Raw genomic sequence first — 24,798 nt, forward strand, 5'->3', positions numbered from 1 at the left:
TACAGCTATTTTGTAATCACGTACTCTCTTTGATAAAAAATTGGAGATTCCTTTACAAATATGCTCTTACGTGCTATTATTTAAGTATCTATTTAAAAGGAGTTAATAAATATGCGGCAAGGTATTCTTAAATAAACTGTCAATTTGATAGTGGGAACAAATAATTGGATGTCCTTTTTTAGGAGGGCTTAGTTTTTTGTACCCAGTTTAAGAATACCTTTATCATGTGATTCTAAAGTATCCGGAGAATATCTGTATGCTTTGTATGCCTATGGTTATGCATAAAAATCCCAGTGATAAGAGTATTTATCACTGGGATTTTTATGCCCTTTTGGGCTTTTGAATGGAGGAAAATCACATGAAAATTATTAATATTGGAGTTTTAGCTCATGTTGATGCGGGAAAAACTACCTTAACAGAAAGCTTATTATATAACAGTGGAGCGATTACAGAATTAGGAAGCGTGGACAAAGGTACAACGAGGACGGATAATACGCTTTTAGAACGTCAGAGAGGAATTACAATTCAGACAGGAATAACCTCTTTTCAGTGGGAAAATACGAAGGTGAACATCATAGACACGCCAGGACATATGGATTTCTTAGCAGAAGTATATCGTTCATTATCAGTTTTAGATGGGGCAATTCTACTGATTTCTGCAAAAGATGGCGTACAAGCACAAACTCGTATATTATTTCATGCACTTAGGAAAATGGGGATTCCCACAATCTTTTTTATCAATAAGATTGACCAAAATGGAATTGATTTATCAACGGTTTATCAGGATATTAAAGAGAAACTTTCTGCCGAAATTGTAATCAAACAGAAGGTAGAACTGTATCCTAATATGTGTGTGACGAACTTTACCGAATCTGAACAATGGGATACGGTAATAGAGGGAAACGATGACCTTTTAGAGAAATATATGTCCGGTAAATCATTAGAAGCATTGGAACTCGAACAAGAGGAAAGCATAAGATTTCAGAATTGTTCCCTGTTCCCTGTTTATCACGGAAGTGCAAAAAACAATATAGGGATTGATAACCTTATAGAAGTGATTACGAATAAATTTTATTCATCAACACATCGAGGTCAGTCTGAACTTTGCGGAAATGTTTTCAAAATTGAATATACAAAAAAAAGACAACGTCTTGCATATATACGTCTTTATAGTGGCGTACTGCATTTGCGAGATTCGGTTAGAATATCGGAAAAGGAAAAAATAAAAATTACAGAAATGTATACTTCAATAAATGGTGAATTATGTAAAATCGATAAGGCTTATTCCGGGGAAATTGTTATTTTGCAGAATGAGTTTTTGAAGTTAAATAGTGTTCTTGGAGATACAAAGCTATTGCCACAGAGAGAGAGAATTGAAAATCCCCTCCCTCTGCTGCAAACGACTGTTGAACCGAGCAAACCTCAACAAAGGGAAATGTTGCTTGATGCCCTTTTGGAAATCTCAGATAGTGATCCGCTTCTACGATATTACGTGGATTCTACGACACATGAAATTATACTTTCTTTCTTAGGGAAAGTACAAATGGAAGTGATTAGTGCACTGTTGCAAGAAAAGTATCATGTGGAGATAGAACTAAAAGAGCCTACAGTCATTTATATGGAGAGACCGTTAAAAAATGCAGAATATACCATTCACATCGAAGTGCCGCCAAATCCTTTCTGGGCTTCCATTGGTTTATCTGTATCACCGCTTCCATTAGGGAGCGGAGTGCAGTATGAGAGCTCGGTTTCTCTTGGATACTTAAATCAATCGTTTCAAAATGCAGTTATGGAGGGGATACGCTATGGCTGTGAACAAGGATTGTATGGTTGGAATGTGACGGACTGTAAAATCTGTTTTAAGTATGGCTTATACTATAGCCCTGTTAGTACCCCAGCAGATTTTCGGATGCTTGCTCCTATTGTATTGGAACAAGTCTTAAAAAAAGCTGGAACAGAATTGTTAGAGCCATATCTTAGTTTTAAAATTTATGCGCCACAGGAATATCTTTCACGAGCATACAACGATGCTCCTAAATATTGTGCGAACATCGTAGACACTCAATTGAAAAATAATGAGGTCATTCTTAGTGGAGAAATCCCTGCTCGGTGTATTCAAGAATATCGTAGTGATTTAACTTTCTTTACAAATGGACGTAGTGTTTGTTTAACAGAGTTAAAAGGGTACCATGTTACTACCGGTGAACCTGTTTGCCAGCCCCGTCGTCCAAATAGTCGGATAGATAAAGTACGATATATGTTCAATAAAATAACTTAGTGTATTTTATGTTGTTATATAAATATGGTTTCTTGTTAAATTCGATTCTGCAATGGCAGAAATGAAACGCTTGAATAAAGAGAAGCAACAGGAGCGTCTTGTTGCTTAGTAGTACAAATGAATTTACTACTTATTTACCACTTCTGACAGCTAAGACATGAGGAAATATGCAAAGAAACGTGAAGTATCTTCCTACAGTAAAAATACTCGAAAGCACATAGAATAAGGCTTTACGAGCATTTAAGAAAATATAAAAAGATAATTAGAAATTTATACTTTGTTTAAGTGAAAAAGTGCCATCTGTGCACTGTTAACAGATGGCACTTTTATATTAAAATCTATTACAATAGGTAGTTCATATCTCATTTTGATATAAAGTTACCACGTTCATTAAAAATATTTGTTCTTTAGTCTTTCCATTTGTTCTCGATCACATAATTGTATATTTAGTTTATGAGCTAATATACTAGCTGACTTTGTAAAATAATTATTCGTGAATACATAGGCTTTATCAGCATCGTAATAGTGCATTGCTGAAAAGACTTCCTGCACAGCTTTTATTCCTACTTTCGCTTGATACCGTTTCGCTTGAATGACTATTTTTGTTTTACCATCCGAAACAATAAGATCAGCACCAAAATCATAACTGCCTTTGGTTACTTTATTTTTATACCCCATTTTATAAAACAGTGCAGATAGAAAATATTCAAATTGTTGTCCGGTCAATAAATCGACCTGATTCTTATATTTTTTACCAAAACTATATTTTCTTCGTTTCTTAATCATGAGTGTAATTATGATTGATAGAATAATAAGACTAACTGAAATCTGAATGAGATCAGACATCATAACACCGTATTATAAAATCTAATCATTTTAGTTTTAATCATTTCAACTTCTTCTAGTGGAAGTGTACTCAGCCATTTATAATTTTGATTTTCACTGTAATATCGACGTGCTTTTTCATCAGCTATATATAAATCAATTTCTCTTAGTTCTTGTCCTGCATCAATCATTGAACATTTATACCCCAATCCGTTAAACAACTCCGGTTTATAAACAATATCGTCATTTTTTATACTTTCAACAATATCATCAGTCACATTGTTTTCAATTATTCTATTCTTCTTGAAGTGTATGAGTATCTCTTTAATCAATTGAGGTGAGATCCAGTCACTATCATCAATCATTTCTGCATAGAATAATGATAAATCTCCAATTTGGTCAACAACGTAATCTGCATTAAATCCGTCATAGAATAATGCGTTAAGATCTTCATCATATTGATATTTTTCTAAAGTAAGGCTGTTATACAATCTATAAACGTGCATTTCCTTCACTCCTTTAATCTGAGAGAGCGATTTTAAGGCAAGTTAATATATTTTGATGGGTAGTTACACATTAAATGGCTTAAAATCACTCTTATAAATTCTCATTAAATGTTTATATCTCTTTTTCTTGTGTTTTATTCTTTTGAAGTTGAGTATAGGCTTGTTTTGACCATATTTTTGTTCTTTCTTCCGGCTCAAATGGTTTTCCATTTCGTGCTTTCAGTAAATCGTTCCAATCTTTAATGCCTTCTGTGTTTGGCGGTGTCGAAACAAAGTAATTTACTTTCTCATCTTTGAACTCCGTTCGCCTTGCATTGATGACTTCACGTTCAAGAAAATTTTTACCGGCTTTATCACTATCCACGGCATATACAATGTTAGGTGTGCGATCATACTTTTTCACATGATCGACCAACTCCTTAATTAATCGTTCCTCGTTGTTCACCCCACGCATTGCGATATACTTTGAATGATTCGTCAATCCATTTAGACTGACATAGCTCATGGCATCGACCTCAGATTCAAAATAAAAATGGTTCTTCACTTCGCCCTGTCCTGTTTGAAATGAAAAACCTTCTGAATTATCGCCTAAATCATTCACTTGTTTAAACCTGTTTTTATCTTCTGATTTATACGTGCCTTCTAAATTATGACCTACGATTTCACCATCTTTCGCCCACGGATAGACGATATTATTTCTTTGATCTTGTCTGATTAGTCCTTTACTAATCAGCGTATTGACGATATTTTTATTTAATTGTCTTTCTTCTACTAAATATTTCTGAACTTTATCTGTATCAGAAGCTATTGTTTCAGTAGGAAATTGATACGGTTCTCTAGGTGCTTGATTCAATGCGTTTTTACTGAAGTCGCCTTGTAGTCTTTGGGCTTCTTCTGTATTTAACTCAATGACAGCATCCCTAAATGAGCGATTAAATAGTTCTTCATCACGTAATAGCGTAATTGCACCAACGCCCCCTCGACCTCGTGAGTTCCAGTACCATTTATTATCTTTGTCATGGATTTTAAAGCTATCATGCTCTGCCAAACTGTAATAATGATTACCTTCTTTATTCAATATATAACCGCTAGATTCCATTAACTCTTTGATACTGACATTTTTCGCATCATCAATTGCTTTCTCTGTTAGGCGACCATTTTTATCAAATAAATGCTTTAGTTTATCATTAGAACTTTTCTTCATTATTATCACTCCATAAATTGATTATAAATATCTTGTTCTATACGATTAATACTTTGTTCGTTGACTAATTCTGCTTGTACAATTAGACGATTTTTCCCTGCATCATTACTACACGTTACTAAGGTGAGTAATCCATCACCCTGTTCATCAGAAATTAATTCGATTGTTGAAGGCCGAACTTCTTTAATATCAGATATTTGATAGGTATAAACCATATCCTTATCTGTCACATACACATTCATTCCTCGATTAACTGCTTTTAACGGACTAAATAGCGTGTCAGAATCAGGCGTTAAGTGTCCTGCAAGTGCGTAATTGCCTTTCCCTAACTTTTGATTCGGTTTCATTGTAGAAGTCCCTATATATAAGTTTTCATTCGACACACCTTCCACAATTGGCAAATTCATTTCTACTTCAGGAATTAGAATCTGTCCTCGCAATAAATTTCGATTTAATATCGTGTCACTTGGTATGGAACGGATAGATTCTATTTGTTTAAAGTCATAGGTAATACCCGTTTCATCGTAAATGGCTTTTGCTTTGTCATTACTTAAACGATATGGATTATTTTCTTCTAATAATACAGTTTCTATTGAATCTGCTTCTGCCTGCTTTGGTTTAGATATTCTATCGACATATTCTCCGATAAATGCTTCATTACTTTCTATGGCAGGTCTTTGTATATCTTTAGCTTCGTTCAGTACATTATTAATCGTGTTCGGATTTCCGATATAATACAGATAAGGTTGATATAATATGATCATTAAGGGAATCGAGATTAAAAAAAACGCAATAGCAATTAAGCTAATGCGTTTCCTTTTCTTTTGCTGTAACAATCTTCGTTTTTCTTTAAAGCTGAGTTGTTCCAATTAATCACTCCTCATACTTACTTATCAAATTTCAACCTCACACTATATTCTTTATTCATTTCTAAGTAAGCATCATATTTTTTCCCTGATCTAGATATAAAGCCTTTCACTTTGGATTGAGTCTGCCCTTTCTCAATGAGTTCTTTCACAGTATTATCCGGTAAATTCCGACCAAACATTTTACCAAAAATAATAAAATCACAATCTTCATTTGAACACGGATAGATATTACCTACTTTAGCTTTACGTTTAACAATCTCCGATTTTTGACACTTCGGACACTGACCATATGAGTTTTCTTTTTTGGTTTTTCTAATACAGATGAAACATTGTTTTTCTGAAGTTCTCCATCGACTACATCGATCTGATGCGTAATATACTTATGAATCCCCTCAATAAAGCCTGTAAATGTCATGGTTTGCTGAGAAATATTCTTTAATGTTTTCTCCCACTTCGCTGTCATTTCAGGACTGCTTAACAGTGTGCCTGTGACAGCTTGACACAGCAATTGACCTTTATCGGTGATATTCACAATATTTTTTACGACTTTGATATACTCATGGTGTTTCAGTTTATCAATAACATCTGCCCGTGTTGCTTCAGTACCAATACCTTCAACGGTTTTCAGTATTTCGACATCCTCCTGATCTTCAACGACTTTACCACATGTTTTCATCAAGTTAATGAGTTGTCCTTCTGTAAATAATTTAGGTGGCTGTGTCATGCCTTCATGAAGGTTTATTGTTGCCTGCACCTGCTCGCCTTCTGTCAAGTCCGGTAATTTTTCGGTATCTTCTTTGTCACTTGCTTGTTTAAATAGTGTTTTCCACCCTAATTTTTTATCGACACGACCGGAAGTCAAAAATTCATATTGATTCACGGCTGTAATTAAAGTTGTTGTTTCATATTCATAATCGGGTAAAAACATTGCCATTGTTGTAGAATAAATCTCTTTAAAAATATTCTTTTCTTGCTCTGATAGTTGATCCAATTTAACAGAAGCACTTTGTTTTGTGAGTATAATCGCATAGTGTTCTTGTTATCAATACCTATATATTAAAAAGTATGAATTAGTCAATGTTATTTCATTGTATCCATGTATTCAATGAATAAATGTAGACCCCCCCGTTTCTGCTTATTTAGGGCGATTGTAATTTCATCATATTACAATCGACTGTTTATGGAATTATGAGTATTACTTGGCAAACAAGTTACGTCCACAAATTATTTCATCAGTTGAAGCCAAAGTTGCCTCATAGATCATTTTGTTACGCTTATTCATCAAGGACTTCCCCAATAACATCGGTTGAATACTCTAATTGTAACCCAAGGCTTCACTAATCGCTAAATCACTATCGTATCACCAGAGTGTAAAATTGGAAGTCTCCTAGCGCCACTAATTTAGATGACCTAAATTATAGGGATTTACCATGCCATTCATAACCTGTTTACTTTATGATAATATCTTCATTAAGCATCTGAAACACAGGAGGAATAATATGGATATACAACACATGGTCTATTTTGTTGAAGTTGTAAAACAAGGAAGTATGACTAAAGCATCGGAAAAACTATTTATCGCCCAACCTACTATCAGTAAAACGATTAAAAACTTAGAGGATGAATTGCAATTAATTTTATTTGATCGAAGCAAAAAAAGTTTAAAACTAACAGATGCAGGTAAAATCTTTTTTGAACAATGTAATGAAATTGTAAATTTATACAAAGACTTACCAGTTGTGATGGATAATTTACTTGGGGTTAAAACTGGACATCTCAAAATTGGTCTTTCTCCAATTATGAATGTTAAGAAACTCATAAAAATTTTAGCCGATTTTCATAATTGCTATCCCAATATCACTTATGAGCTTATCGAAAATGGTGGAAAAACAATAGAACAAAGTATTCAAATTGATGAACTCGATGTTGGAATTACTGCTTTACCTGTTGATGATCGTCTTTTTCAATCCTTTCCATTTTACGAAGAAGAATTAAAACTTGTTGTAAATAAAAATCACCCTTTAGCAGATAAAGAAAAAGTGTCTTTAATACAACTAGAAAATGAAGGCTTTATATTATTTAACGAAAATTTTTATCTGAACGACATAATAACTGACTCTTGTAAACGCGCGGGCTTTATACCTCATATTGTTTCGAAAATTTCTCAGTGGAATTCTATTGAACAAATGATTATTGCACAAATTGGTATTGGTATCCTTCCTAAAAGTATTATTGAAATGCTAAGTGACGATGTTCGAAGCGTTAGTATCGAGTCGCCATCTATTGTATGGCAACTTGGTGTGATATGGAAAAACAATAAATACATGAATTTTGTCACTAAAGAATGGCTTCACTTTATGCAAAAACAGCTGGATTCAAAATAGAAGATATCGCTTACATAGATAAACGTAATATCTATTATGACAAACCACTATTTTTGTAATAACATGTTCCGTCTTATAATGAGTATGTAAACAAAACGAGGGAGGAAGAATTAAGGATTTTTTAGAAGCAAAAGACAATAAGGAATGAAGCCGAATGTTATTTAAGTTTTTTAGAATTCTGTCACAGATTTCCATAATATTTTTAATCACCGCGTTAGGTAATAAGATACAAAGTGTGTTACACATACCAATTGCCGGAAGTATTGTAGGGTTAGCGACTTTCTTTTTATTACTTCAATTCAAAGTGATACCTGAAAGATGGGTTCAAGAAGGGGCTAATATATTATTAGGTACAATGGCTCTCTTTTTCATTCCCTCTATAGTTGGAGGTATGAACATCATTGAACAAATCAACCTTAATTACTTAATATTTATCGCTTTAATCATATTAGGTACATGTATTGTTGCGTTAGCATCTGGTTATTTGGCCGAAAAAATGGTGCAAAAATGGACACCTAACGAAAAGCATGATTCACCATGATTTTAACGGGCTTTATGATGGTTATTTTAACAATATGTATGTATGTCATTGCACGCTATATCCAGAACAAATTCAACTATTCCATACTGAACCCGGCACTGATTGCATCACTGGCAATCATCTTCATTTTAATTATATGCGGCCTTGATTATAAAGATTATATGATTGGCGGCCAATGGATTTCCAAATTTTTAGACTGTACCGTTGTATGTCTAGCTTACCCATTATATAAATATCGACATATGATAATGCGTAATCTTAAAGTCATAATGACCAGTGTGGTATTTGGTATTTTACTTAATTTTATCATTATCTATTTCGTTATGAATTTATTTGGATTTTCAAAACAAATGATTGTTACATTGCTGCCGCGTTCCATTACGACAGCAGTTGGAATTCAAGTATCCCACCAAATGGGAGGATTAGAAACACTTAGCATTATCTTTATTATAGCAACCGGATTAATAGGGAGCATATTAGGTTCTTCTTTAATAAAGATAGGTAACTTCCAAAGCTCAATTGCCAAAGGATTAACTTATGGTAATGCATCCCACGCCTTTGGTACCGCAAAAGCACTTGAACTGGATTTAGAGTCTGGTGCTTTTAGTTCAATTGGTATGATACTCACTGCCGTTTTAAGCTCAATATTTTTGCCTTTTATCATCACATTATTCTATTAATTCCTTGTTGAAGTAATTTTAAATAACGGTAGTGCACGTTAATCCCTTGATGCATAATTGAATACGCAAATTGGCACACTAAATCAAGAAAAATAAAGGAGTAAATGTATGTATGCCTAAAAAAATCAAAGCAAATCACGCATTAATCTCAGCCTTGAAAGCATGGGATATTGATCATGTATACGGAATTCCAGGAGATTCCATTGATGCGGTCGTTGATGGATTAAAAGTTGTAGAAGATGAAATTGATTTTTATCATGTTAGACATGAAGAAGTAGCAAGTCTGGCCGCCTCCAGTTTCACAAAACTGACTGGTAAAATCGGTGTGGCATTAAGTATCGGGGGCCCTGGAGCTATCCACTTAATAAATGGAATGTATGATGCAAAACTGGACAACATCACTCAATTAATATTAGCTGGTCAATCTGACAGTGATGTTCTCGGTACAAAAGCATTTCAAGAAACAAATCTTACGGAATTGTTCAAAGATGTTGCTGTCTATAATAAACAGATTAAGGAACCGGAAACTATCTTTGAAACAGTAAATGAAGCAATTCGTACTGCATATGCCAAAAAGGGTGTAGCTGTGCTTGTATTACCAAATGATTTATTAACTCAAAAAATTGACGACCATACAGATAAAAAAATAGATAAGGAGCCACCTGCACCAAAGAAACCATCAGTTGAGTCTATTCAAGATGCAGCAAAACTGATTGAAAATAGTAAAAAACCTGTTATGTTAATTGGTTTAGGTACCAAACATGCAAAAAAAGAATTACGCATATTTATTGAAAAAGCAAAAATCCCATCGATTATTACCTTGACCTGGTACCTCCTAAGTTTACAGATGAAATAAAAAATCTGTAGACTTAGGAGGTACCAGGTCAAATCTATAAGCATAGGATTTTATAGTATTTGGTGATCTATTTATAGTATCTAAAAACTTTAAATACTTGTTTACATATAAAAAAGGAATGCCTTCATTAGAGGTTAAAAGATAAATTACGTTTTCTTCCTCATTTTTCACCTTAATAACTTTAGCCATGCCACCCCTCACCCCCTCTATCTTTAAAAACTATAAAGACTTTAGAAGTCTTATATTGATATTTATTATTCTAAGTCATAAAAATAAGTATCTACTTTCTTAAGATACTTTAACTACATAACTATATTATACTATAGATAATTCTTGAACACGTGATCCATCGACAAAACGTTTTCTCGGTTCATGATAGACAATTTCCATGTCTAAATTATAGATGCTTCGATAATCATCCAGTCGTTCTTTCAGATAATTAAACTCTTGATCTGTGATATGTTGCGTATCTGTTCTTGGATACGATACAAGTTTTTTCTCGTATAATGTCTGCATTATTTTTAGTGTTTGTTTCGGGCTATACTTCCAGCGTTTATTCGCAGTCGTTTGTAATGTACTGAGGGAGTGTAGTTTCGGTGACTGTTGTTTCTTTAATGTTTTTTCCACTCCACTAACAATACCGACTGTCGCATCACTCATATCATTGACAATGGCTTCTGCTTTGTTACGGTCTGTTTCTTTGAATTTCATTTTACCGGTGTAGCTTTCTTCATCTTTTTTAAATTTTCCATGCACTTCATAGTATGGTTCGCTCTTAAAATTGTCGATTTCCTGTTGTCGCTGATAGATCATATATAATGTTGGGGTTTGTACTCGACCAATCCCAAACACCATATTATCTAATCCGAGATTTCTCATTTTGATTGTGTACAATGGACTTAAATTCATACCAATCAAATAATCTGATACCATTCTCGCTCGTGCTTCTTCATACATTAATATATCTTTTTCATTACTTTGAAGATTTTTAAATCCTTTTCTGACTTCATCAGCTTCTAAAGAGTTAATCCATAATCGCTTAATCGTTATATTCTTTATGCCTGCATGATCTAAGATTAGATAAAAAATATTTGAACCTTCTCTATCAACATCACACCCGTTAATAATGTACTCAGCATCTTTACATAAACGTTTGATTGAATTAAACTGAGCGGACTTACCGTCACTGACTTTGTACTCATATTGTTTTGGTATATACGGTAAATTCGATAAGTTCCATGTATTCACTTCCGATGTGGTATCTTGGGGCAACTTGAGTTCAACTAAGTGTCCAATTCCCCATGTAATATATGCTCCATTCGGAAATATATCATCGCTACCTAATTCAATATACGTTCTATCTTTATTCTTCACTTTAAATGCTTCTGCATATGCTTTCGCCTGTGATTATGCACACATATAAAAGCAGCTTCCTTTTAACTGCTTCTCTAAATATTTCTCTCGGGTGTACAAGACTTGAATTCAAAGATCCAATAAAGAGCGTTTTTTCTTCAATCACCATATTTTTAGTTGTTAAATATAAGACAATAAAATGTTCTTGATTGTAATATCTTATTTTTTCCATCAAGATATTTGAGACATCTTCTGGAGACCGAATATAATGTGTTTCTTCTCTTGAATGACTATGCATCCTTACTGCAAGTTCTATAAAAGCTAGTATAGTAATCGCTTTGACTTTACCTATTCCTTTTATAGTTGTCAGTTCTTCATAAGTTATATCTCTCAATTCTCTAATTGATGGAAGTTCTTTTAATACTTTAGCAGCAAGGGAGATACTTGATTCATTTTTATTACCTGTAGCAATTAGAATCGCTAGTAATTCTTGATTTGTGAGTTTATCCGCACCATAGTAAAGTAATCTTTCCCTTGGCTTATCAAAATCTGCCATTTCTCTAATCATTAATTCACTCGACATTAGAAGCCTCCAAAGTATATATCGTTAAAATCTATATATAGATAAAAAGTCATAATCAAACTAGAAGCAATGAATGGTACTAGAGGCACCTTCGTAATTCTCTGTGTGGTGAAGAAATCTAAAATAATCACGGTTAATCCACCAACGATATAAGTAAATAAGAAAGTAAAGATGAAAAAATCAAGCGGAGTAAGTAAAGACAAAACAGAGAATAGTTGAATATCTCCGTAGCCAATCTTGTCTTTAAAGAGCATATATAGAATATGAAGGATCAGTATAGTCACTGTGTCAGCAACTATTTCCACATTTTCAAAACGACTTAAAAATAAGCCGGCTAAAAGCAAGATTAAAACCATATGAAGTGGAATCAACATGGTTTCAAAGTCGTAGATCGCAAGTGGAATAAATATAGCAACAAATAAGTAATAGAGCACTAAATCATCATAGGCAATTGGCAAAAAGACAGGTACTAAAAACAAGGACATTACCAAGAGTTCACAGATGATGTAGTTGCTTGAAATCTTACTGTGACATCCCCGACAAGTCCCCCTATTTTTAAGGAAACCAAAGACCGGAATTAAATCTAATACATTTAATTCAATTTGACAGTGATCACATTTCGAGCGTCGCTTAAAAAAATCAATCGTATTATTTTGTGTGAGAGCATATAAAAATGACGCTAAAATTCCACCCATCACAGTGATGATAATCATGACCTACCTCCCTTTCTTAATGACTACAATATAGCTTTAAAATAAATTGTTGTAAAAATGCAATAATTCTAAATTTGCATGAAAATCCCAACACTATTGAGCTTTTTGCCTACTTTTCATCTAAAATCGACAAATCTACACTACTAAATTTTAATTTTCGTCATTTAAAAATATTTGTCAGAACATTCATGCAATGCTAGACTTGTTTTAGATAAATAAAGGAGGAAGTTTGAAATGGGATTAAAAGAAAAATTGTTCGAAAAACTAGAAGCTAAGGAAGAAAGTATGATTAAAACACGTCGTCATCTTCACCAAAATCCTGAGCTATCATTCAAAGAAGAAAACACAGCTAAGTTTATCGAGGATTTTTATCGTGACCAAGATGTAAAAGTTACGACTAATGTTGGAAACGGTTACGGTATTATTGTTGAAATTAAAGGTAAGGCTCCAGGTAAAGTTATTGGACTACGTGCAGATTTTGATGCTCTACCTATCCAGGAAGAGGCAGATGTCGAATTTAAATCTCAAAATGATGGGGTAATGCATGCATGTGGTCATGACGTACATACAGCCTATCTACTCTACTTAGGGGAAGCTTTAATTGAGTTAAAAGATGAGTGGACAGGCACGATTAAACTAATTCATCAGCATGCTGAGGAAGTGCCACCAGGTGGTGCGAAAAGTATTGTTGAATCAGGAATTTTAGATGATTTAGATGAAGTATATGGTATTCATATTTTCCCAATGCTAGATGTTGGAGAAATTGGCCTAATTTCTGGTAACTCTATGGCAGGTCGTTCAAACTTTGATTTAACAATTCAAGGTTATGGTGGACACGGTGCGATGCCACAAACAACACATGATGCACTAGTTGCAGGTGCATATTTTGTAGCTGAAGCACAAACTATTGTGTCACGCCGTATGGATCCGATGGATTCTGTAGTCGTGTCAGTGACTGCCTTTGATGCACCAGGTGGTTACAATGTCATCCAAGATAAGGTGACTTTAAGAGGAACTGTCCGTTACTTACAAGAAGAAAACAAAGTACCTGCTCATGAAGCGATGCAAAAAATTGTCAAAGGAATTGAAAGTTCATTTGATGTTACTTGTGACTTAGACTATGTCTACGACTATCCAGTTGCATACAATCACCCAGAAGAAACATCATATGTAGACGATATTCTAAGTAAGAGTGCTGGCTCTTATTTTGACAAGATTGTTTATCCTAAACCATCCAGTGGTTCAGAGGACTTCGCTTATTACACAGTCAAAACACCAGGTACATTTATTCATGTTGGTGCTAAACCAGAAGGTGTTGACTTAAAAGATGTCTATCCAAACCACCATCCTAAGTTTAAAGTCCATGAGGGCTCTCTATTAATTTCTGCTAAAACTTTAGGAGATGTCGTTTTAAGTAGACTTGAATCATAAAAACTAATATAGAGACAAAGGGGTTTTTAATATGACAGGGATGGAGTTTGCTAACTCCCCTGTCGTTTGGATATTTGCAAGTGCAATTATTGTACTTGTAATTTTCCAAGCGATAAAGTTCTTACAGCTATCTAAGAAAGCTGCCAGAGACGTGGGGATTTCAGAAACAGATATTAAAAGAGCAATAAAAACTGGTAGTATTACTGCAATCGGTCCGTCAATCGGTATTATCATCGTTGCGGTATCTTTAATTTCTTTAATCGGTAATCCTTTAACGATGATGAGAATTGGTGTTATTGGATCTGCCCCAATTGAGAGTATGGGTGCACAACTATCTGCAGAATCTGCTGGAGTGACTTTGGCTGGTGAGGGGTTCACACCAGAAATTTTTAACCTAGTTGTCTGGACCTTATGTATAGGTGGTGCAGGTTGGATGGTCTTTACCTTTTTTGCAACACCTTATTTAAGTAAAATCCAAACTAAGCTCACATCAAGACCTAAAGGTGAATATTTAATTGGCGTAATTGCAAGCGGTGCAATGATTGCTGTCTTTGGATCATTAACAGGTGCTGAAATGATTAAAGGTGCACCTTATATCTTTACAGCAATTGTCGCAGTAATTTCTTCCTTAACCTTTAACTACATCGCAAATAAAAAAGGAATAAACTGGCTAAAAGAATGGTCTTTAGGTTTCTCTATCCTGATCAGTCTCATAGCGGTCTATTTCTTTATATAAGAGGGAGGGCTTTTTATCAATACATTTAGAGCAGCCTCTCATAGATGGGGCCGTATCACTTTAGGAATAGCAATTTTAATATCCTTCGCTATGCCTTTATACATTTCTTTTGCTATGGGTTATCACCCTGGCATTGGCTTAATTATTAATAGTTTCTTAGCCTATGCCGCAGTTGTCGCGATTGTCTGGTTCTTAGAACCGATTATGTACTTCCCAGTTCTTGGTGTGTCAGGAACTTACGTTGCCTTTTTCACCGGTAACATTTCTAATATGTGCTTACCTGCAGTTGCATCATGTCAAGAAGCCGTTGGCGTTAAAGCAGGAACTGATGAAGGTGAAATTATTGGAACACTTGGGATTAGTGCTGCATCACTCGTTAATAAAATTATTTTAATTCCTGTTATCTTAGCAGGACTGTGGTTACTCACTGTGATTCCTGAAAGTGTTCAAGAAGTGTTTCCTTTCGTTCTTCCAGCAATATTCGGTGCAGTACTTGCACAATTTGCAGGTAAATTTCCAATGTATGGTGTCCTTGCACTAGTGATTGGAATCTTAATTAATGCCGCACCGATTCCTTTATTTACAAAGAACGTTTTATGTATCATCATTCTAGTAAGCATCATTCTCTTAGTAGATAAACTAAGAAAAAAATAAGTTAAAATCTTCATAAACTAAAAGAGTCATTTCATTTCTTTCATCTATTGATGAAGTTCTGATTTGACTCTTTTATTTATCCTTTAAATTCCTTCTTTTTATTTTTTGTCATATCTGCACAAAAAGTTTGTGCGTTTTTTTCACATATATGTATTCACAAGAAATATACATGAGTATATAATTACAAATGAATAAACAATGGACTCTATGGCTTTGCGACTGACGTTATGCCAAATGAACAAGATGTCTTCTTTAAGAAATTTACTAAAAGAAATCCCTTACCAGATCAAAGCGTTGAAGCATTACTTGACTTGTTCCCAAGAGTCTTAGTTACACCTCATGTTGGCTCAAATACAGATGAAGCCTTATCCAATATGATTGAAACAAGCTACGATAACTTCTATCAAGTATTAGAGACTGGGCAATATGACAATTTAATATAAGGAAAAGTTTAAAAGAAGCTGGAAATCTTGAAATTGAGATTTCCAGCTTCTTTTTACCATTCAACACCATCTCTAATAATCCTGATGAAAGACCAAGTTAAGAAGAAAAAAAACACCTACTTTTTAAAGTAGGTGCGCTATTTATATCAACTATTTTTCTCCACTTAGTTTGACTAAGATCTTAGACTGACTCTTATCATTTAGGAGTGCTTCGAATCCTTTTTCAACAATTTCTTCTAGTTCGATGTGGTCAGTAATGACTGGATATGGATCAATTTGACCACTTTCAATCATTTTCACTGTTGCTTCAAAAATATCTGGCTCATAAGCAAGTGAAGAAGAAATTCTTACACCACTTGCTGTAAGTAGCATTGGGTTAAAGTCAATTGGTCCTTCAAAAATAGAAACAATTGTCACCATTCCTCTAGCACGTGTAACCGCAATTGATTGGTTTACAGTAACAGATACACCAGCAACCTCAAATGTTCTGTCTACACCGTCAGGATAAATGTTTCTAACGAACTCTACAGGATCTTCCTTGCCTGAGTTCACTGCATACGTTGCACCAACTTCTTTTGCTTTTTCTAGTCTACTATCAGATAAGTCAAAGACAAAGATATCTTTAGCACCTGCAGCACGTGCTGCAATAACGGTTAATAATCCGATTGGCCCTGCACCAAATACTGCAACTGAGTCACTAAACTTCATTTCAGATTCTCTAATTGCTTGTAAAGCCACTGCTGTTGGTTCAACAAGTGCTGCTAGTTCAAGTGATGTATCATCTTGTAATTTAACCACGTTCTCTTTGTCGACAATGACGTAATCCGCAAAACCACCATCGCCGCCTAAACCAACAAAGGTGAAGTCTTTATACATATCCACTAAAGGATCTAGGTGATTTTTCCCAGTGATCAGCGGATTAATTGTCACTTTCTGACCGACTTTAACATCTTCTACACCTTTACCTACTTCTTCGATGACACCAGCAAATTCATGTCCCATAGTTAAAGGTGCTTTACGTCCTGTTAAAGGGGATGCTTCATCTTGTGGAATAAAAATAGGTCCAGCATTGTATTCGTGTAAGTCACTTCCACAAATACCTGCCCAGGCTACTTTTACTTTCACTTGCCCTTCTTTTACTTGACCTAATTCAATATCATTAACTTGAATATCTTTTGCTTTAAAAAATTGTGCAGCTCTCATGTAAAAATCCTCCTATTAGTTTTGTCCTTACTTATAGTATACACTACTTTGTGATTTATTTCACTAATTAACCTTCGAGTCTTTTGACTATTTCGTGAATTCAAAACGTCTGTAAGCATTTAAATTATAGAGCGATTTAAGCACAATTCCCCCCTTTACTTGTCAATAGTACTCCATACCCTGAATGCTCAAAATTTATACAAAAAAATCCATAAATCTAAGAATTTAGATTTATGGATAAAAACTGTTTAACTTATTCAGCTACTAATTTTTCAACATCTGATACCATTTCTTCTAATGGGAATTCAGTGTCACCTGAATCTATACCAGCATAATCTTTTAAGATTGTACCTTCCTGGTCAATTAAGTAAAATGAAGTACCATGAGTCACTTGATTACTGCCTTCTGGTGGCGGTGCAACGATAGTTTTAAAGTTATCCTCTGCAAATCCTCTAATAAAATCATAATCATAACCAGTTACAAACTGCCATTCTGTGTTTTCAGGAATATCATACCACTCAGCATATTCTGTAAGCACTTCAGGAGAATCGGTTTCAGGATCTACTGAAAAACTTAATACGCCGTAGTCTTCAATACCCTTTTCTTCTAAAGCTTGTGTCACTGCAGTCATATTTTGTGTCATCGGTGGACACACTGTCGCACAGTTGGTAAAGATAAAGTCCATCAACCATACTTTACCTTCCATATCCTCTTTGGTAAAAGTATCACCATTTTGGTTAGTCACTTCAAAATCATTGACTTCATTACCGTAGCGACTCATCGGCTCAACAGCATTCGAACTACATGCTGATAATATTAAAAGTACTGGAAGAATAATGACGAGCCATCTTTTCAATGAAGCTCCCTCCTAGGATTCATATCTAACTTAAGTTTATCAAACAATTATTTAAGATAAAGATAAAATTCACAATAATTATGAATTTTCCTTGTCTAGAGAGAGTGAATCTTAGTACGGCTACGACCGTTTTCAGGAATTACGGTTAAAATGTTCTCCATTCTTAGTTTGAGTTCCTCTACGTGCGATATAATACCCACTGTTTTACCAGTCGTCTGTAAATCAATCAAGGTAGATATTGCAACTTCCAGAGTTTCTTGATCTAAAGTACCGAAACCTTCATCGATTAACATAGTATCTAGCTGAATACCACCCGCTTCTTCTTGCAGCGATTCATTTAACGCTAGTGCAAGCACAAGAGATGCTTGGAAGGTTTCTCCACCAGATAAGGAATTGATATTTCTTGACTGGTTATTGTAGTAATCAAACACTTCAATATCTAAGCCACTATAACGATTTGATTTTTTAGTAGAACGAATTAATTTGTAGCGGTGATTCGTCATACTTAAGAGGCGGTAATTTGCCAAGTCTAATATTCTTTCTAAATAATAGATTAAAACGTAACGCTCTAATGATACTTTGTAGCCAAGCTTACCTTGTACAGCATCCACTAATTCTTTTAAATCTAAATAGTATTTATGACTGCGCCCATAATCATCAATCAAGGTAGTTAAATAATCTTTGATCTTATCGTTAGTTTCCTGGCGCGTTTTAATACTGCCATAAAACTCCCTTAATTGATCGAGTGCCACTTTACTTGTCTCTAAGTGTTCTTGATCTTTTGTAAGATCAAAAATCTCTAAGCTTTCAACCTTGTCTTCTAAAAGTTGAATTTGTCTAGTCACGCTAGCATATTCTTCATCAAATGCTTTTAGTTCTTTTTTCTTATCAGATATTGTCTTGTCATTGATTAAACGATAAAGTACCGAATCATCTTTAATATCCTGAGCATTTTTAAAGGCTTTAATAGTCTGAGATATGGTTTTATCTTCTTTTTCAAGAGCCACTTTATTATCGACCAGTGCGCTTTGTTTTGTTTCTTCAACTTTTAAGTCACTGTTTTTCTGACTATACTCATCTTTATACTTAGTAAATGCTTCATTAAACTCCATGATACTTGCTCTTTCTTTGTCCATAAAGTCACTGAGCTCTTGATAATTATCGAAGTTGGTCTTTGTTGTAAAGTCCTTGTGTTTTTCTTTAAGAATCTTCAATTCATTTTTTAATTTATCTTCATCTCTTAAGAGGTCTGAATATGCGTTTTCGTTTGACGTAATTTCCTCTTGCAACTTATTTTTCGCCTGTAAACGACTCTCTTCTTTTTGATATTCTTCATTTAGCTTAGCTAATTTTTCTTCATTTGAAGCTACCTGATCCTTGATTACAGCTGATGGCTGAAGCGTATTATCTCTAAGCAGTTCTTCCATGACATCCATACGATTGACAAGTTTTTGATTTGTTTCTTCTGTCTTTTTAATGTCATCTTGTAGTTGATTAAAAGTAACCTTATCTTCTTCTGATAAAAGACCACCTTCAGGTAGATCTAACACAGTTTGCTTACAAACCGGACAAGCAATACCAACTTCTAAATGGGCAATCAGATGATTAATCGTTGCGAAAGTATCATCGTCATAGCTATTAAATTCCTTAGAAAATTGACTTAACTCTTCTCTTAGTTCCGATAGATAACCATAATTTTTACCAAGTTGAGATTTCAGCTCTTCTTTTTCTTCAGTGTAAGTTTCTATTTTCTTACTCTCATCTAAATCTCTTTTTAAAGCTGTGAGCTCATGATCTTTATTTTGAATCTTAGACTTGATGTCAAAGAGCGCTTCTTGATCAATCTCAATTTTTTCATAGTCATTTTTCTTACTCTCAATATCATCTTTAAGCAGAGCTGATTTGTCATTAAGTTCATTAATTTTATCAGTCACTTGTTTAATTTCATCATTTAGCGATTGATAATCTTCACCTAGAAATCTCTCATTTTGATAAAAGATCTTCTCTCTATCTTTCATTTGAGCTTCATCTTGATAGTAGCTATCAAGTGATTTTTTTAGACCTGCTAAGTCGTCTTGGTAACTCTTGATGCTTTTCTTAGAACTTCTTATGTTATTTTTATGCTCATCGATTGATTTGACAAGTTCGATTCTTCTTTGTAATTCATATTTAATCTCACTGACTTTGTCATAATCATCAATTAAAGTTCTGTATTCTTCCATCTGACTCTTTTTAGTATTAATATCTTGTTCCTGTGCCTTGTAACGCTCTAACTCTTTAACTTGTTCATTATGGTCTTGTTTTTTTATAAGTGCATCCGAAAGTTGATTATATTCTTCACTTTTCTTTTTGCCATCGACTTCTAAGTTAAGTAATTTTTTCTTATATTGATCACTTATTTTATCAAGATAAATAACAATATCCTGGTGACTAGCAAATTCTTCTTGTCTTGTTATTTCTACATCTTCAGTATGTAGTTGTTTAATACTCTCATGAATTTTAGTATCCAGCTTGTCTGTTTCTTGTCCCTTAGCCTTTAACTCTTCTCTTAGTTTCATTTCAAAATTTAAAAAGCGTTCTGTTTGAAACAAGGTTCTTAATATATCTTGTTTTTCTTGAGAAGATGACACTAAGAGCTCCTTAAATTCACCTTGTGGTAGAATGAGAATTTTTCTAAACTGTTCTCTTGTGAGCTTAATAATATCTTCAACTGCTTGTCTAACATCAGTTAATTTACCAGCGATAATATTTCCGTCTGGTCCATGTAGAACAGCTTTTGCTGGTGTTTCTGACTTATTACCAGGCTTTTTATATTTCAAGACACGTTTAACAATATACTGCTTATTTTTCACTTCAAAAATTAATTGGACTTCAGATGGTGAGTCTACTGGGGCGAATTGACTACGTAGAGATTCCTCATCACGTCCCTTTGTTGATGGACTACCATAGAGGGCTGTAACAATTCCATCAAAAATCATCGTTTTCCCAGAACCTGTTTTACCACTGATTAAAAACAACTTATTATTGAGTGTTCTAAAATCGATAACTTCATGTTCAAAGGGACCAAAATACTTCATCGTTAACTTAATCAGTTTCATTATCTTCACCTACAAAGTAATTCTTAAACGTTTCAAACTCAAATTCAGTAACCTCACGGTCTAGAGTTTGATTTATAAATGCTTCAAATATCTCTCTATCATTTACCTTCGATATGTCGATTTGTTTAAGGTCATTGTTTTGTTCTTCTATTAAAGGTTTCAATTCTAAAGTATTTGGATAGAGTAATCTCACCTTACTCATCGGTTCACTAATACCCGCCATATTTGATAATTCAAATTTATAATAAGCATCTTTATCCTCAAAAGTGACCTCCCGATTGACCAAATCTTCAAAGGTGCCTTGATGATAAACTAAATCATGCTTAGGGGTTAAAGGAACAAAAGTCACTTTTTTATCACTTGTATCAATCAGTCTAAAGCCCTTAGGCTGCTTAACTTCCGAAAATGAGTATTTCAAGAGGGAACCACTGTAAAAAGCCTTGTCATGATTAACAGCAAAAGGATGGTGTAAATGACCTAATAAGGTATAGTCAAAATCCTTAAAAGTATCCACAGATACTGCTTCAGACAAACCCATCGACAACGGTCTTTCAGAGTCACTTTCAATACTGCCACTTAAATATAGATGGCCAACAGCAATGTTAGTTCTGTCTTTATTCATGACTTTAGAAATTTTCTCAACTATTTTTTGATAGGCATCCTCATGACTCTCTATACTCTCATCTTCAAAATATACTCTAGCCTCTAAGACATCAATATGTGGAATCAGATAAAAATCAACGTCGTCAATCGACACCGGTTCATGAACTTTATCGAGATCGGTATTAATATAGAAGTCTGTTGATTTAAACCATTCACTACCATAATTAATACGTTCACGACTATCGTGGTTGCCACTGATGATGATTAGTTTTTTCCCTAGCTCAATATTAATTTTAACGAGTGCATCGTTAGCGAGTTTTAAGGCAGCCTGTGACGGATTAGCCCGATCAAATATATCGCCTGCTACAACGACAAGATCAATATCCTCTTTATCGATGTATGTAAAGAGTTGTTCTAATATATATTCCTGATCCTCAAGTAAATCAAGACCATTCATTTTGCGACCAATATGCCAGTCTCCTGTATGTAAAATTCTCAATCTTGTTCACCTCTTATGGTCATTATACATATTAATAAGACTTTTCGATAATAAAAATATCAGCCTGTTACTCATGAATAGAGTAACAGGCTGATAGACTTTATTTGAGCTGTTGGATTGTAATAATCAAATCATCTAATTTGCTTTCCATTCTATGGAGCAAAAAAATTGTAATTACCGCCGGTAGTCCAACTTCGCTCACAAATGGTAACCAATCCATCTTATATAAGAACAGTTGTGTTTGTATCGACGACTTTAGCTGAATACAGGGAAACCGGGATGCCCTGACTTGGACGTAAAACATCTTCAGCTATAATTCTTGCTGCTTCACTTTCAACTTCTGCTGTAGTCAGATTTTCTTTTGGATTATTGATCGTTAAAGTAAATCGCTTGTCTTCATTAGTGTTAAATACTAAAACTAATTTTTTGTTCATTTTATTTCCTCCTTTTTATTAAATAATGTGTGTGACCACTTTTTGTAAGTTGTAATAAGATTCTGCTGTGAGATTTTCAAACACTGAAGCTAAAGTATTGATGCTTTGGTCAGATACTGATGAACTTAAATTGTGTAAAGACCTAGTTTTTGTGACTTCCTTACCTTCTTGATCAACAAAGTAAAACATTTTAATGCTGACTGATTTAATCATGTCTTCACCCCCTCTCACCTTATATATCGTCACAAATTATTAAATGGACAAAAATATTTGAAAGTATGTATAATATATAGTAAGCGAGAGGTGAAAATAATGGCATTCGATATTTTTATGATTTTAATTGCTGGCTGGACCTTTATCATGCTTGGTTTAATGATAATCGGTGGCTTCTTTATGTTTAGAAAGTTTCTTAGACGTATGCCTAAAGAAGATGGTTATTCTGAGCTTGACTGGCAAGATTATTATATTGAACAGGCACTTCCTTTATGGAATAAAGATGCAAAAGCCTTACTTAATGAATTAGTCAGCCCAGTACCGGAGCTATTTCGGGATGTCGCTAAGGAAAGAATTGCTGGAAGGATATCTAAAATTGCTTTAGACGAAGGCGTTAAAACGATAGAACTTGATCAGATTATGAAAGGTTATATCATCGCCACACCAAAGAAAGATCACAAATTCATGAAAAAGAAATTAAAACAACTTGATATAGACTATACACCTTACCTCGATCTATTTGAATTTGCAGATGATGAGAAACAAAAATTCTCTATCTTTGAACAGACCGAAAAAGTAAACAGCAGAACGTCTTAGACGCTCTGCTGTTTTTTAAATTTATTTAGTTTGAAGAACATCGATATTCTCCACATTAAAATCATAACAAATGCTAATAAGAAGAACATGCCACCGACTTCACCAGGTGTCGTATCTAAAGACATCACATACTTTAAGACTATTCTTAACACTAAGAGTGTCATCAAGATGATCGGAAATGCCTTTGTCTGTCTGACGTATAAGTCATGATTTTTAACCTCATATTTCGTCGTTAAGATTAAGACAAAGGAAAAGACAAAACCAATAATCACTGCTTCAGTCACATGTGTTAAAGACAAGCGAAAATAAGGAAAGACATACATGAGTGCACCGGTAGACATAGCTACAGGTGGAATAATGATTTTCTTAAAAGTTACTGGTGTTTTACTAGCTTTTTGGCGGATAAAAATGACGACTAAGCCCATTATAATTGCCCCGATTGAGGCAATTATAAATAGCTGATCTTCTATAGATTTTAAAAAGTCAAACATACTAGAATCCTTGGAAGTCTCCAAAGAATGGCTGCAACCAAATAATGATTTGAGTTAAACCATCAAAGTAAAGTAAGATACCCATTAAAATCATGATGACGCCGCCAACCTTCATGAAAATATTTGAGTATTTTAACATCCATCTAGTTTTAGAAACAAAGAAACTTAAAACAAAGAATGGAATTCCAAAGCCGATACAATAAACCACCATCAACATTAAAGCATTTGAAGGTTCTGATGCACTCATAGCAAATATTGCACCGATGATTGGGCCATTACATGGTGTCCATCCCGCAGCAAAAGCCATACCAATTAGTATGGAGCCAAGAAAGCCTGCTGGTCTATTTTTAAATTCAACCTTATGGTTTTTCATCAAGAAATCAAATTTTAAAACGCCTGTAATGACTAGACCAAAGACGATGATTAAAATTGCACCAATTTGGCGAATCAAGTTACCGTATTCTATTAAAAAACCGCCTAAGAAGGACGTTCCAAATCCAAGGGCAATATAAATCAGGCTAAAGCCGATTAAGAAGAATAAAGTATGTAGTATTGCTCTGACATTAAATTGTTGTTTCTCGACTTCATTATAGCTCATGCCGGTAATATACGACACAAAGGCCGGAAAGACCGGGAGAACACATGGGGAAACAAAACTTAAGACACCTGCACCGAAGGCAAGTAAAAATGTCACATCTGTACCCATTAAAATACCCCCATTCAGACTTAGTATATCAAATCTAGATGG

At 34.2% G+C, this 24,798-nt stretch carries 29 protein-coding genes and 1 pseudogene; 11 read left to right on the forward strand and 19 right to left on the reverse strand.

Features of this window, described 5'->3' with window-relative positions:
• Positions 1 to 265 precede the first annotated feature (265 nt).
• Entirely contained in the window at positions 266 to 343 is a 78-nt protein-coding gene (locus JEOSCH030_RS07240; protein WP_078372222.1) for a tetracycline resistance determinant leader peptide, read from the forward strand.
• A 15-nt stretch (positions 344 to 358) separates the two neighbouring features.
• Complete coding sequence (tet(M), locus tag JEOSCH030_RS07245; RefSeq protein ID WP_000691746.1) at positions 359 to 2,278, forward strand: tetracycline resistance ribosomal protection protein Tet(M); 1,920 nt, start codon at positions 359 to 361, stop codon at positions 2,276 to 2,278.
• A 390-nt stretch (positions 2,279 to 2,668) separates the two neighbouring features.
• On the opposite strand, the gene JEOSCH030_RS07250 is transcribed toward tet(M), so the two are convergent.
• From JEOSCH030_RS07250 to JEOSCH030_RS07275, 6 genes are all read right to left on the reverse strand, one after another.
• Positions 2,669 to 3,064, reverse strand: coding sequence for a restriction endonuclease (locus JEOSCH030_RS07250; RefSeq protein WP_185125929.1), 396 nt, complete (start codon positions 3,062 to 3,064; stop codon positions 2,669 to 2,671).
• Between the two features lie 59 nt (positions 3,065 to 3,123).
• Positions 3,124 to 3,609: a hypothetical protein gene (locus JEOSCH030_RS07255; protein ID WP_185125930.1), complete on the reverse strand. Its 486-nt coding sequence runs from the start codon at positions 3,607 to 3,609 to the stop codon at positions 3,124 to 3,126.
• 112 nt (positions 3,610 to 3,721) lie between these two features.
• Positions 3,722 to 4,813: a DUF3991 and TOPRIM domain-containing protein gene (locus JEOSCH030_RS07260; RefSeq protein WP_185125931.1), complete on the reverse strand. Its 1,092-nt coding sequence runs from the start codon at positions 4,811 to 4,813 to the stop codon at positions 3,722 to 3,724.
• Positions 4,814 to 4,818: 5 nt separating this feature from the next.
• Complete coding sequence (locus tag JEOSCH030_RS07265; RefSeq protein WP_185125932.1) at positions 4,819 to 5,682, reverse strand: class A sortase; 864 nt, start codon at positions 5,680 to 5,682, stop codon at positions 4,819 to 4,821.
• A 17-nt stretch (positions 5,683 to 5,699) separates the two neighbouring features.
• Positions 5,700 to 6,005, reverse strand: coding sequence for a topoisomerase C-terminal repeat-containing protein (locus tag JEOSCH030_RS10965; protein ID WP_407929472.1), 306 nt, complete (start codon positions 6,003 to 6,005; stop codon positions 5,700 to 5,702).
• The gene (locus tag JEOSCH030_RS07275) at positions 5,915 to 6,706 is read right to left on the reverse strand and encodes a DNA topoisomerase (RefSeq protein ID WP_185126548.1); all 792 of its coding nucleotides are present in this window, start codon (positions 6,704 to 6,706) and stop codon (positions 5,915 to 5,917) included. Before JEOSCH030_RS07275 ends, JEOSCH030_RS10965 begins: the two co-directional genes overlap by 91 nt.
• 475 nt (positions 6,707 to 7,181) lie before the next feature.
• Here JEOSCH030_RS07275 and cidR point away from each other — a divergent pair, with 475 nt between their 5' ends.
• The 4 genes and pseudogenes from cidR to JEOSCH030_RS07295 all read left to right on the forward strand — a co-directional run.
• Positions 7,182 to 8,066: a cidABC operon transcriptional activator CidR gene (gene cidR, locus JEOSCH030_RS07280; RefSeq protein ID WP_010529476.1), complete on the forward strand. Its 885-nt coding sequence runs from the start codon at positions 7,182 to 7,184 to the stop codon at positions 8,064 to 8,066.
• Positions 8,067 to 8,220: 154 nt separating this feature from the next.
• Entirely contained in the window at positions 8,221 to 8,607 is a 387-nt protein-coding gene (locus JEOSCH030_RS07285; RefSeq protein WP_026867301.1) for a CidA/LrgA family protein, read from the forward strand.
• Complete coding sequence (locus JEOSCH030_RS07290; RefSeq protein WP_008592735.1) at positions 8,604 to 9,287, forward strand: LrgB family protein; 684 nt, start codon at positions 8,604 to 8,606, stop codon at positions 9,285 to 9,287. Before JEOSCH030_RS07285 ends, JEOSCH030_RS07290 begins: the two co-directional genes overlap by 4 nt.
• A 112-nt stretch (positions 9,288 to 9,399) precedes the next feature.
• Positions 9,400 to 10,110 (forward strand): annotated as a pseudogene (locus JEOSCH030_RS07295) (thiamine pyrophosphate-binding protein); the annotation flags it as partial.
• Between the two features lie 18 nt (positions 10,111 to 10,128).
• On the opposite strand, the gene JEOSCH030_RS07300 reads toward JEOSCH030_RS07295, so the two are convergent.
• The 4 genes from JEOSCH030_RS07300 to JEOSCH030_RS07315 form a co-directional block, all read right to left on the reverse strand.
• Positions 10,129 to 10,332 (reverse strand): hypothetical protein, encoded by a 204-nt coding sequence (locus JEOSCH030_RS07300; protein ID WP_185125934.1) that lies wholly within the window; start codon positions 10,330 to 10,332, stop codon positions 10,129 to 10,131.
• Positions 10,333 to 10,458: 126 nt separating this feature from the next.
• A complete protein-coding gene (locus JEOSCH030_RS07305; RefSeq protein ID WP_185125935.1) occupies positions 10,459 to 11,517 on the reverse strand; it encodes a DNA topoisomerase in 1,059 nt (352 codons plus the stop codon).
• 1 nt (position 11,518) lies between these two features.
• Positions 11,519 to 12,079: a RadC family protein gene (gene radC / locus JEOSCH030_RS07310; RefSeq protein ID WP_235962254.1), complete on the reverse strand. Its 561-nt coding sequence runs from the start codon at positions 12,077 to 12,079 to the stop codon at positions 11,519 to 11,521.
• Positions 12,079 to 12,792 carry a prepilin peptidase gene (locus tag JEOSCH030_RS07315; protein ID WP_185125936.1) on the reverse strand — a complete coding sequence of 238 codons (714 nt, stop codon included), beginning with the start codon at positions 12,790 to 12,792 and terminating at the stop codon, positions 12,079 to 12,081. The genes radC and JEOSCH030_RS07315 overlap by 1 nt, the downstream gene beginning before the upstream one ends.
• A 234-nt stretch (positions 12,793 to 13,026) precedes the next feature.
• Between JEOSCH030_RS07315 and JEOSCH030_RS07320 the strand changes: the two genes are divergently transcribed.
• The 4 genes from JEOSCH030_RS07320 to JEOSCH030_RS07335 all read left to right on the forward strand — a co-directional run bounded on the left by JEOSCH030_RS07320 (position 13,027) and on the right by JEOSCH030_RS07335 (position 16,056).
• Positions 13,027 to 14,223, forward strand: a complete 1,197-nt coding sequence (locus JEOSCH030_RS07320) for an amidohydrolase (RefSeq protein ID WP_185125937.1) — start codon at positions 13,027 to 13,029, stop codon at positions 14,221 to 14,223.
• 31 nt (positions 14,224 to 14,254) lie between these two features.
• Positions 14,255 to 14,959, forward strand: coding sequence for a DUF5058 family protein (locus JEOSCH030_RS07325; RefSeq protein WP_185125938.1), 705 nt, complete (start codon positions 14,255 to 14,257; stop codon positions 14,957 to 14,959).
• A gap of 90 nt (positions 14,960 to 15,049) precedes the next feature.
• Positions 15,050 to 15,613, forward strand: a complete 564-nt coding sequence (locus JEOSCH030_RS07330; RefSeq protein ID WP_235962255.1) for a small-conductance mechanosensitive channel — start codon at positions 15,050 to 15,052, stop codon at positions 15,611 to 15,613.
• 227 nt (positions 15,614 to 15,840) lie between these two features.
• Entirely contained in the window at positions 15,841 to 16,056 is a 216-nt protein-coding gene (locus JEOSCH030_RS07335; RefSeq protein ID WP_185125939.1) for a Rossmann-fold NAD(P)-binding domain-containing protein, read from the forward strand.
• 150 nt (positions 16,057 to 16,206) lie between these two features.
• Here JEOSCH030_RS07335 and JEOSCH030_RS07340 read toward each other — a convergent pair whose 3' ends face one another.
• From JEOSCH030_RS07340 to JEOSCH030_RS07370, 7 genes are all read right to left on the reverse strand, one after another.
• Positions 16,207 to 17,259 carry a 2,3-butanediol dehydrogenase gene (locus tag JEOSCH030_RS07340; RefSeq protein WP_185125940.1) on the reverse strand — a complete coding sequence of 351 codons (1,053 nt, stop codon included), beginning with the start codon at positions 17,257 to 17,259 and terminating at the stop codon, positions 16,207 to 16,209.
• A gap of 253 nt (positions 17,260 to 17,512) precedes the next feature.
• Positions 17,513 to 18,115 (reverse strand): SCO family protein, encoded by a 603-nt coding sequence (locus JEOSCH030_RS07345; protein ID WP_185125941.1) that lies wholly within the window; start codon positions 18,113 to 18,115, stop codon positions 17,513 to 17,515.
• 95 nt (positions 18,116 to 18,210) lie between these two features.
• Positions 18,211 to 21,213 carry an AAA family ATPase gene (locus tag JEOSCH030_RS07350; protein WP_185125942.1) on the reverse strand — a complete coding sequence of 1,001 codons (3,003 nt, stop codon included), beginning with the start codon at positions 21,211 to 21,213 and terminating at the stop codon, positions 18,211 to 18,213.
• Positions 21,200 to 22,315 carry a metallophosphoesterase family protein gene (locus tag JEOSCH030_RS07355; RefSeq protein WP_185125943.1) on the reverse strand — a complete coding sequence of 372 codons (1,116 nt, stop codon included), beginning with the start codon at positions 22,313 to 22,315 and terminating at the stop codon, positions 21,200 to 21,202. The genes JEOSCH030_RS07350 and JEOSCH030_RS07355 overlap by 14 nt, the downstream gene beginning before the upstream one ends.
• 100 nt (positions 22,316 to 22,415) lie before the next feature.
• Positions 22,416 to 22,619 carry a YvrJ family protein gene (locus JEOSCH030_RS10915; RefSeq protein WP_328794808.1) on the reverse strand — a complete coding sequence of 68 codons (204 nt, stop codon included), beginning with the start codon at positions 22,617 to 22,619 and terminating at the stop codon, positions 22,416 to 22,418.
• The gene (locus JEOSCH030_RS07365; RefSeq protein WP_185125945.1) at positions 22,537 to 22,749 is read right to left on the reverse strand and encodes a DUF2922 domain-containing protein; all 213 of its coding nucleotides are present in this window, start codon (positions 22,747 to 22,749) and stop codon (positions 22,537 to 22,539) included. The genes JEOSCH030_RS10915 and JEOSCH030_RS07365 overlap by 83 nt, the downstream gene beginning before the upstream one ends.
• An 18-nt stretch (positions 22,750 to 22,767) precedes the next feature.
• Positions 22,768 to 22,962, reverse strand: coding sequence for a DUF1659 domain-containing protein (locus JEOSCH030_RS07370; RefSeq protein ID WP_185125946.1), 195 nt, complete (start codon positions 22,960 to 22,962; stop codon positions 22,768 to 22,770).
• 99 nt (positions 22,963 to 23,061) lie between these two features.
• On the opposite strand from JEOSCH030_RS07370, the gene JEOSCH030_RS07375 reads away from it, so the two are divergent.
• Positions 23,062 to 23,559 carry a DUF2621 family protein gene (locus tag JEOSCH030_RS07375; RefSeq protein ID WP_185125947.1) on the forward strand — a complete coding sequence of 166 codons (498 nt, stop codon included), beginning with the start codon at positions 23,062 to 23,064 and terminating at the stop codon, positions 23,557 to 23,559.
• Here the strand turns inward: JEOSCH030_RS07375 and JEOSCH030_RS07380 are convergent.
• A complete protein-coding gene (locus JEOSCH030_RS07380; RefSeq protein WP_185125948.1) occupies positions 23,556 to 24,050 on the reverse strand; it encodes a CcdC family protein in 495 nt (164 codons plus the stop codon). The genes JEOSCH030_RS07375 and JEOSCH030_RS07380 overlap by 4 nt on opposite strands.
• A 1-nt stretch (position 24,051) precedes the next feature.
• Positions 24,052 to 24,756, reverse strand: a complete 705-nt coding sequence (locus JEOSCH030_RS07385; RefSeq protein WP_185125949.1) for a cytochrome c biogenesis CcdA family protein — start codon at positions 24,754 to 24,756, stop codon at positions 24,052 to 24,054.
• Between the last annotated feature and the right edge of the window lie 42 nt (positions 24,757 to 24,798).

Origin of the sequence: Jeotgalicoccus meleagridis, assembly GCF_903994045.1 — a bacterium.
GTDB classification, from domain to species: Bacteria; Bacillota; Bacilli; order Staphylococcales; family Salinicoccaceae; genus Jeotgalicoccus; species Jeotgalicoccus meleagridis.

Bases quoted from the DNA above. Each gene is read 5' to 3' on its own strand.
- JEOSCH030_RS07370 (WP_185125946.1), bottom strand. From the start codon at position 22,962: ATGATTAAATCAGTCAGCATTAAAATGTTTTACTTTGTTGATCAAGAA.
- JEOSCH030_RS07340 (WP_185125940.1), bottom strand. From the start codon at position 17,259: ATGAGAGCTGCACAATTTTTTAAAGCAAAAGATATTCAAGTTAATGAT.
- JEOSCH030_RS07350 (WP_185125942.1), bottom strand. From the start codon at position 21,213: ATGAAACTGATTAAGTTAACGATGAAGTATTTTGGTCCCTTTGAACAT.
- JEOSCH030_RS07290 (WP_008592735.1), top strand. From the start codon at position 8,604: ATGATTTTAACGGGCTTTATGATGGTTATTTTAACAATATGTATGTAT.
- JEOSCH030_RS07300 (WP_185125934.1), bottom strand. From the start codon at position 10,332: ATGGCTAAAGTTATTAAGGTGAAAAATGAGGAAGAAAACGTAATTTAT.
- JEOSCH030_RS07320 (WP_185125937.1), top strand. From the start codon at position 13,027: ATGGGATTAAAAGAAAAATTGTTCGAAAAACTAGAAGCTAAGGAAGAA.
- JEOSCH030_RS07330 (WP_235962255.1), top strand. From the start codon at position 15,050: ATGCCTTTATACATTTCTTTTGCTATGGGTTATCACCCTGGCATTGGC.
- JEOSCH030_RS07255 (WP_185125930.1), bottom strand. From the start codon at position 3,609: ATGCACGTTTATAGATTGTATAACAGCCTTACTTTAGAAAAATATCAA.
- JEOSCH030_RS07335 (WP_185125939.1), top strand. From the start codon at position 15,841: ATGCCAAATGAACAAGATGTCTTCTTTAAGAAATTTACTAAAAGAAAT.
- JEOSCH030_RS07250 (WP_185125929.1), bottom strand. From the start codon at position 3,064: ATGATTAAGAAACGAAGAAAATATAGTTTTGGTAAAAAATATAAGAAT.
- JEOSCH030_RS07375 (WP_185125947.1), top strand. From the start codon at position 23,062: ATGGCATTCGATATTTTTATGATTTTAATTGCTGGCTGGACCTTTATC.
- JEOSCH030_RS07260 (WP_185125931.1), bottom strand. From the start codon at position 4,813: ATGAAGAAAAGTTCTAATGATAAACTAAAGCATTTATTTGATAAAAAT.
- JEOSCH030_RS07240 (WP_078372222.1), top strand. From the start codon at position 266: ATGCCTATGGTTATGCATAAAAATCCCAGTGATAAGAGTATTTATCAC.
- JEOSCH030_RS10915 (WP_328794808.1), bottom strand. From the start codon at position 22,619: ATGTTTTACGTCCAAGTCAGGGCATCCCGGTTTCCCTGTATTCAGCTA.
- JEOSCH030_RS07325 (WP_185125938.1), top strand. From the start codon at position 14,255: ATGACAGGGATGGAGTTTGCTAACTCCCCTGTCGTTTGGATATTTGCA.
- JEOSCH030_RS07285 (WP_026867301.1), top strand. From the start codon at position 8,221: ATGTTATTTAAGTTTTTTAGAATTCTGTCACAGATTTCCATAATATTT.
- JEOSCH030_RS07365 (WP_185125945.1), bottom strand. From the start codon at position 22,749: ATGAACAAAAAATTAGTTTTAGTATTTAACACTAATGAAGACAAGCGA.
- cidR (WP_010529476.1), top strand. From the start codon at position 7,182: ATGGATATACAACACATGGTCTATTTTGTTGAAGTTGTAAAACAAGGA.
- JEOSCH030_RS07315 (WP_185125936.1), bottom strand. From the start codon at position 12,792: ATGATTATCATCACTGTGATGGGTGGAATTTTAGCGTCATTTTTATAT.
- radC (WP_235962254.1), bottom strand. From the start codon at position 12,079: ATGTCGAGTGAATTAATGATTAGAGAAATGGCAGATTTTGATAAGCCA.
- JEOSCH030_RS07385 (WP_185125949.1), bottom strand. From the start codon at position 24,756: ATGGGTACAGATGTGACATTTTTACTTGCCTTCGGTGCAGGTGTCTTA.
- JEOSCH030_RS07380 (WP_185125948.1), bottom strand. From the start codon at position 24,050: ATGTTTGACTTTTTAAAATCTATAGAAGATCAGCTATTTATAATTGCC.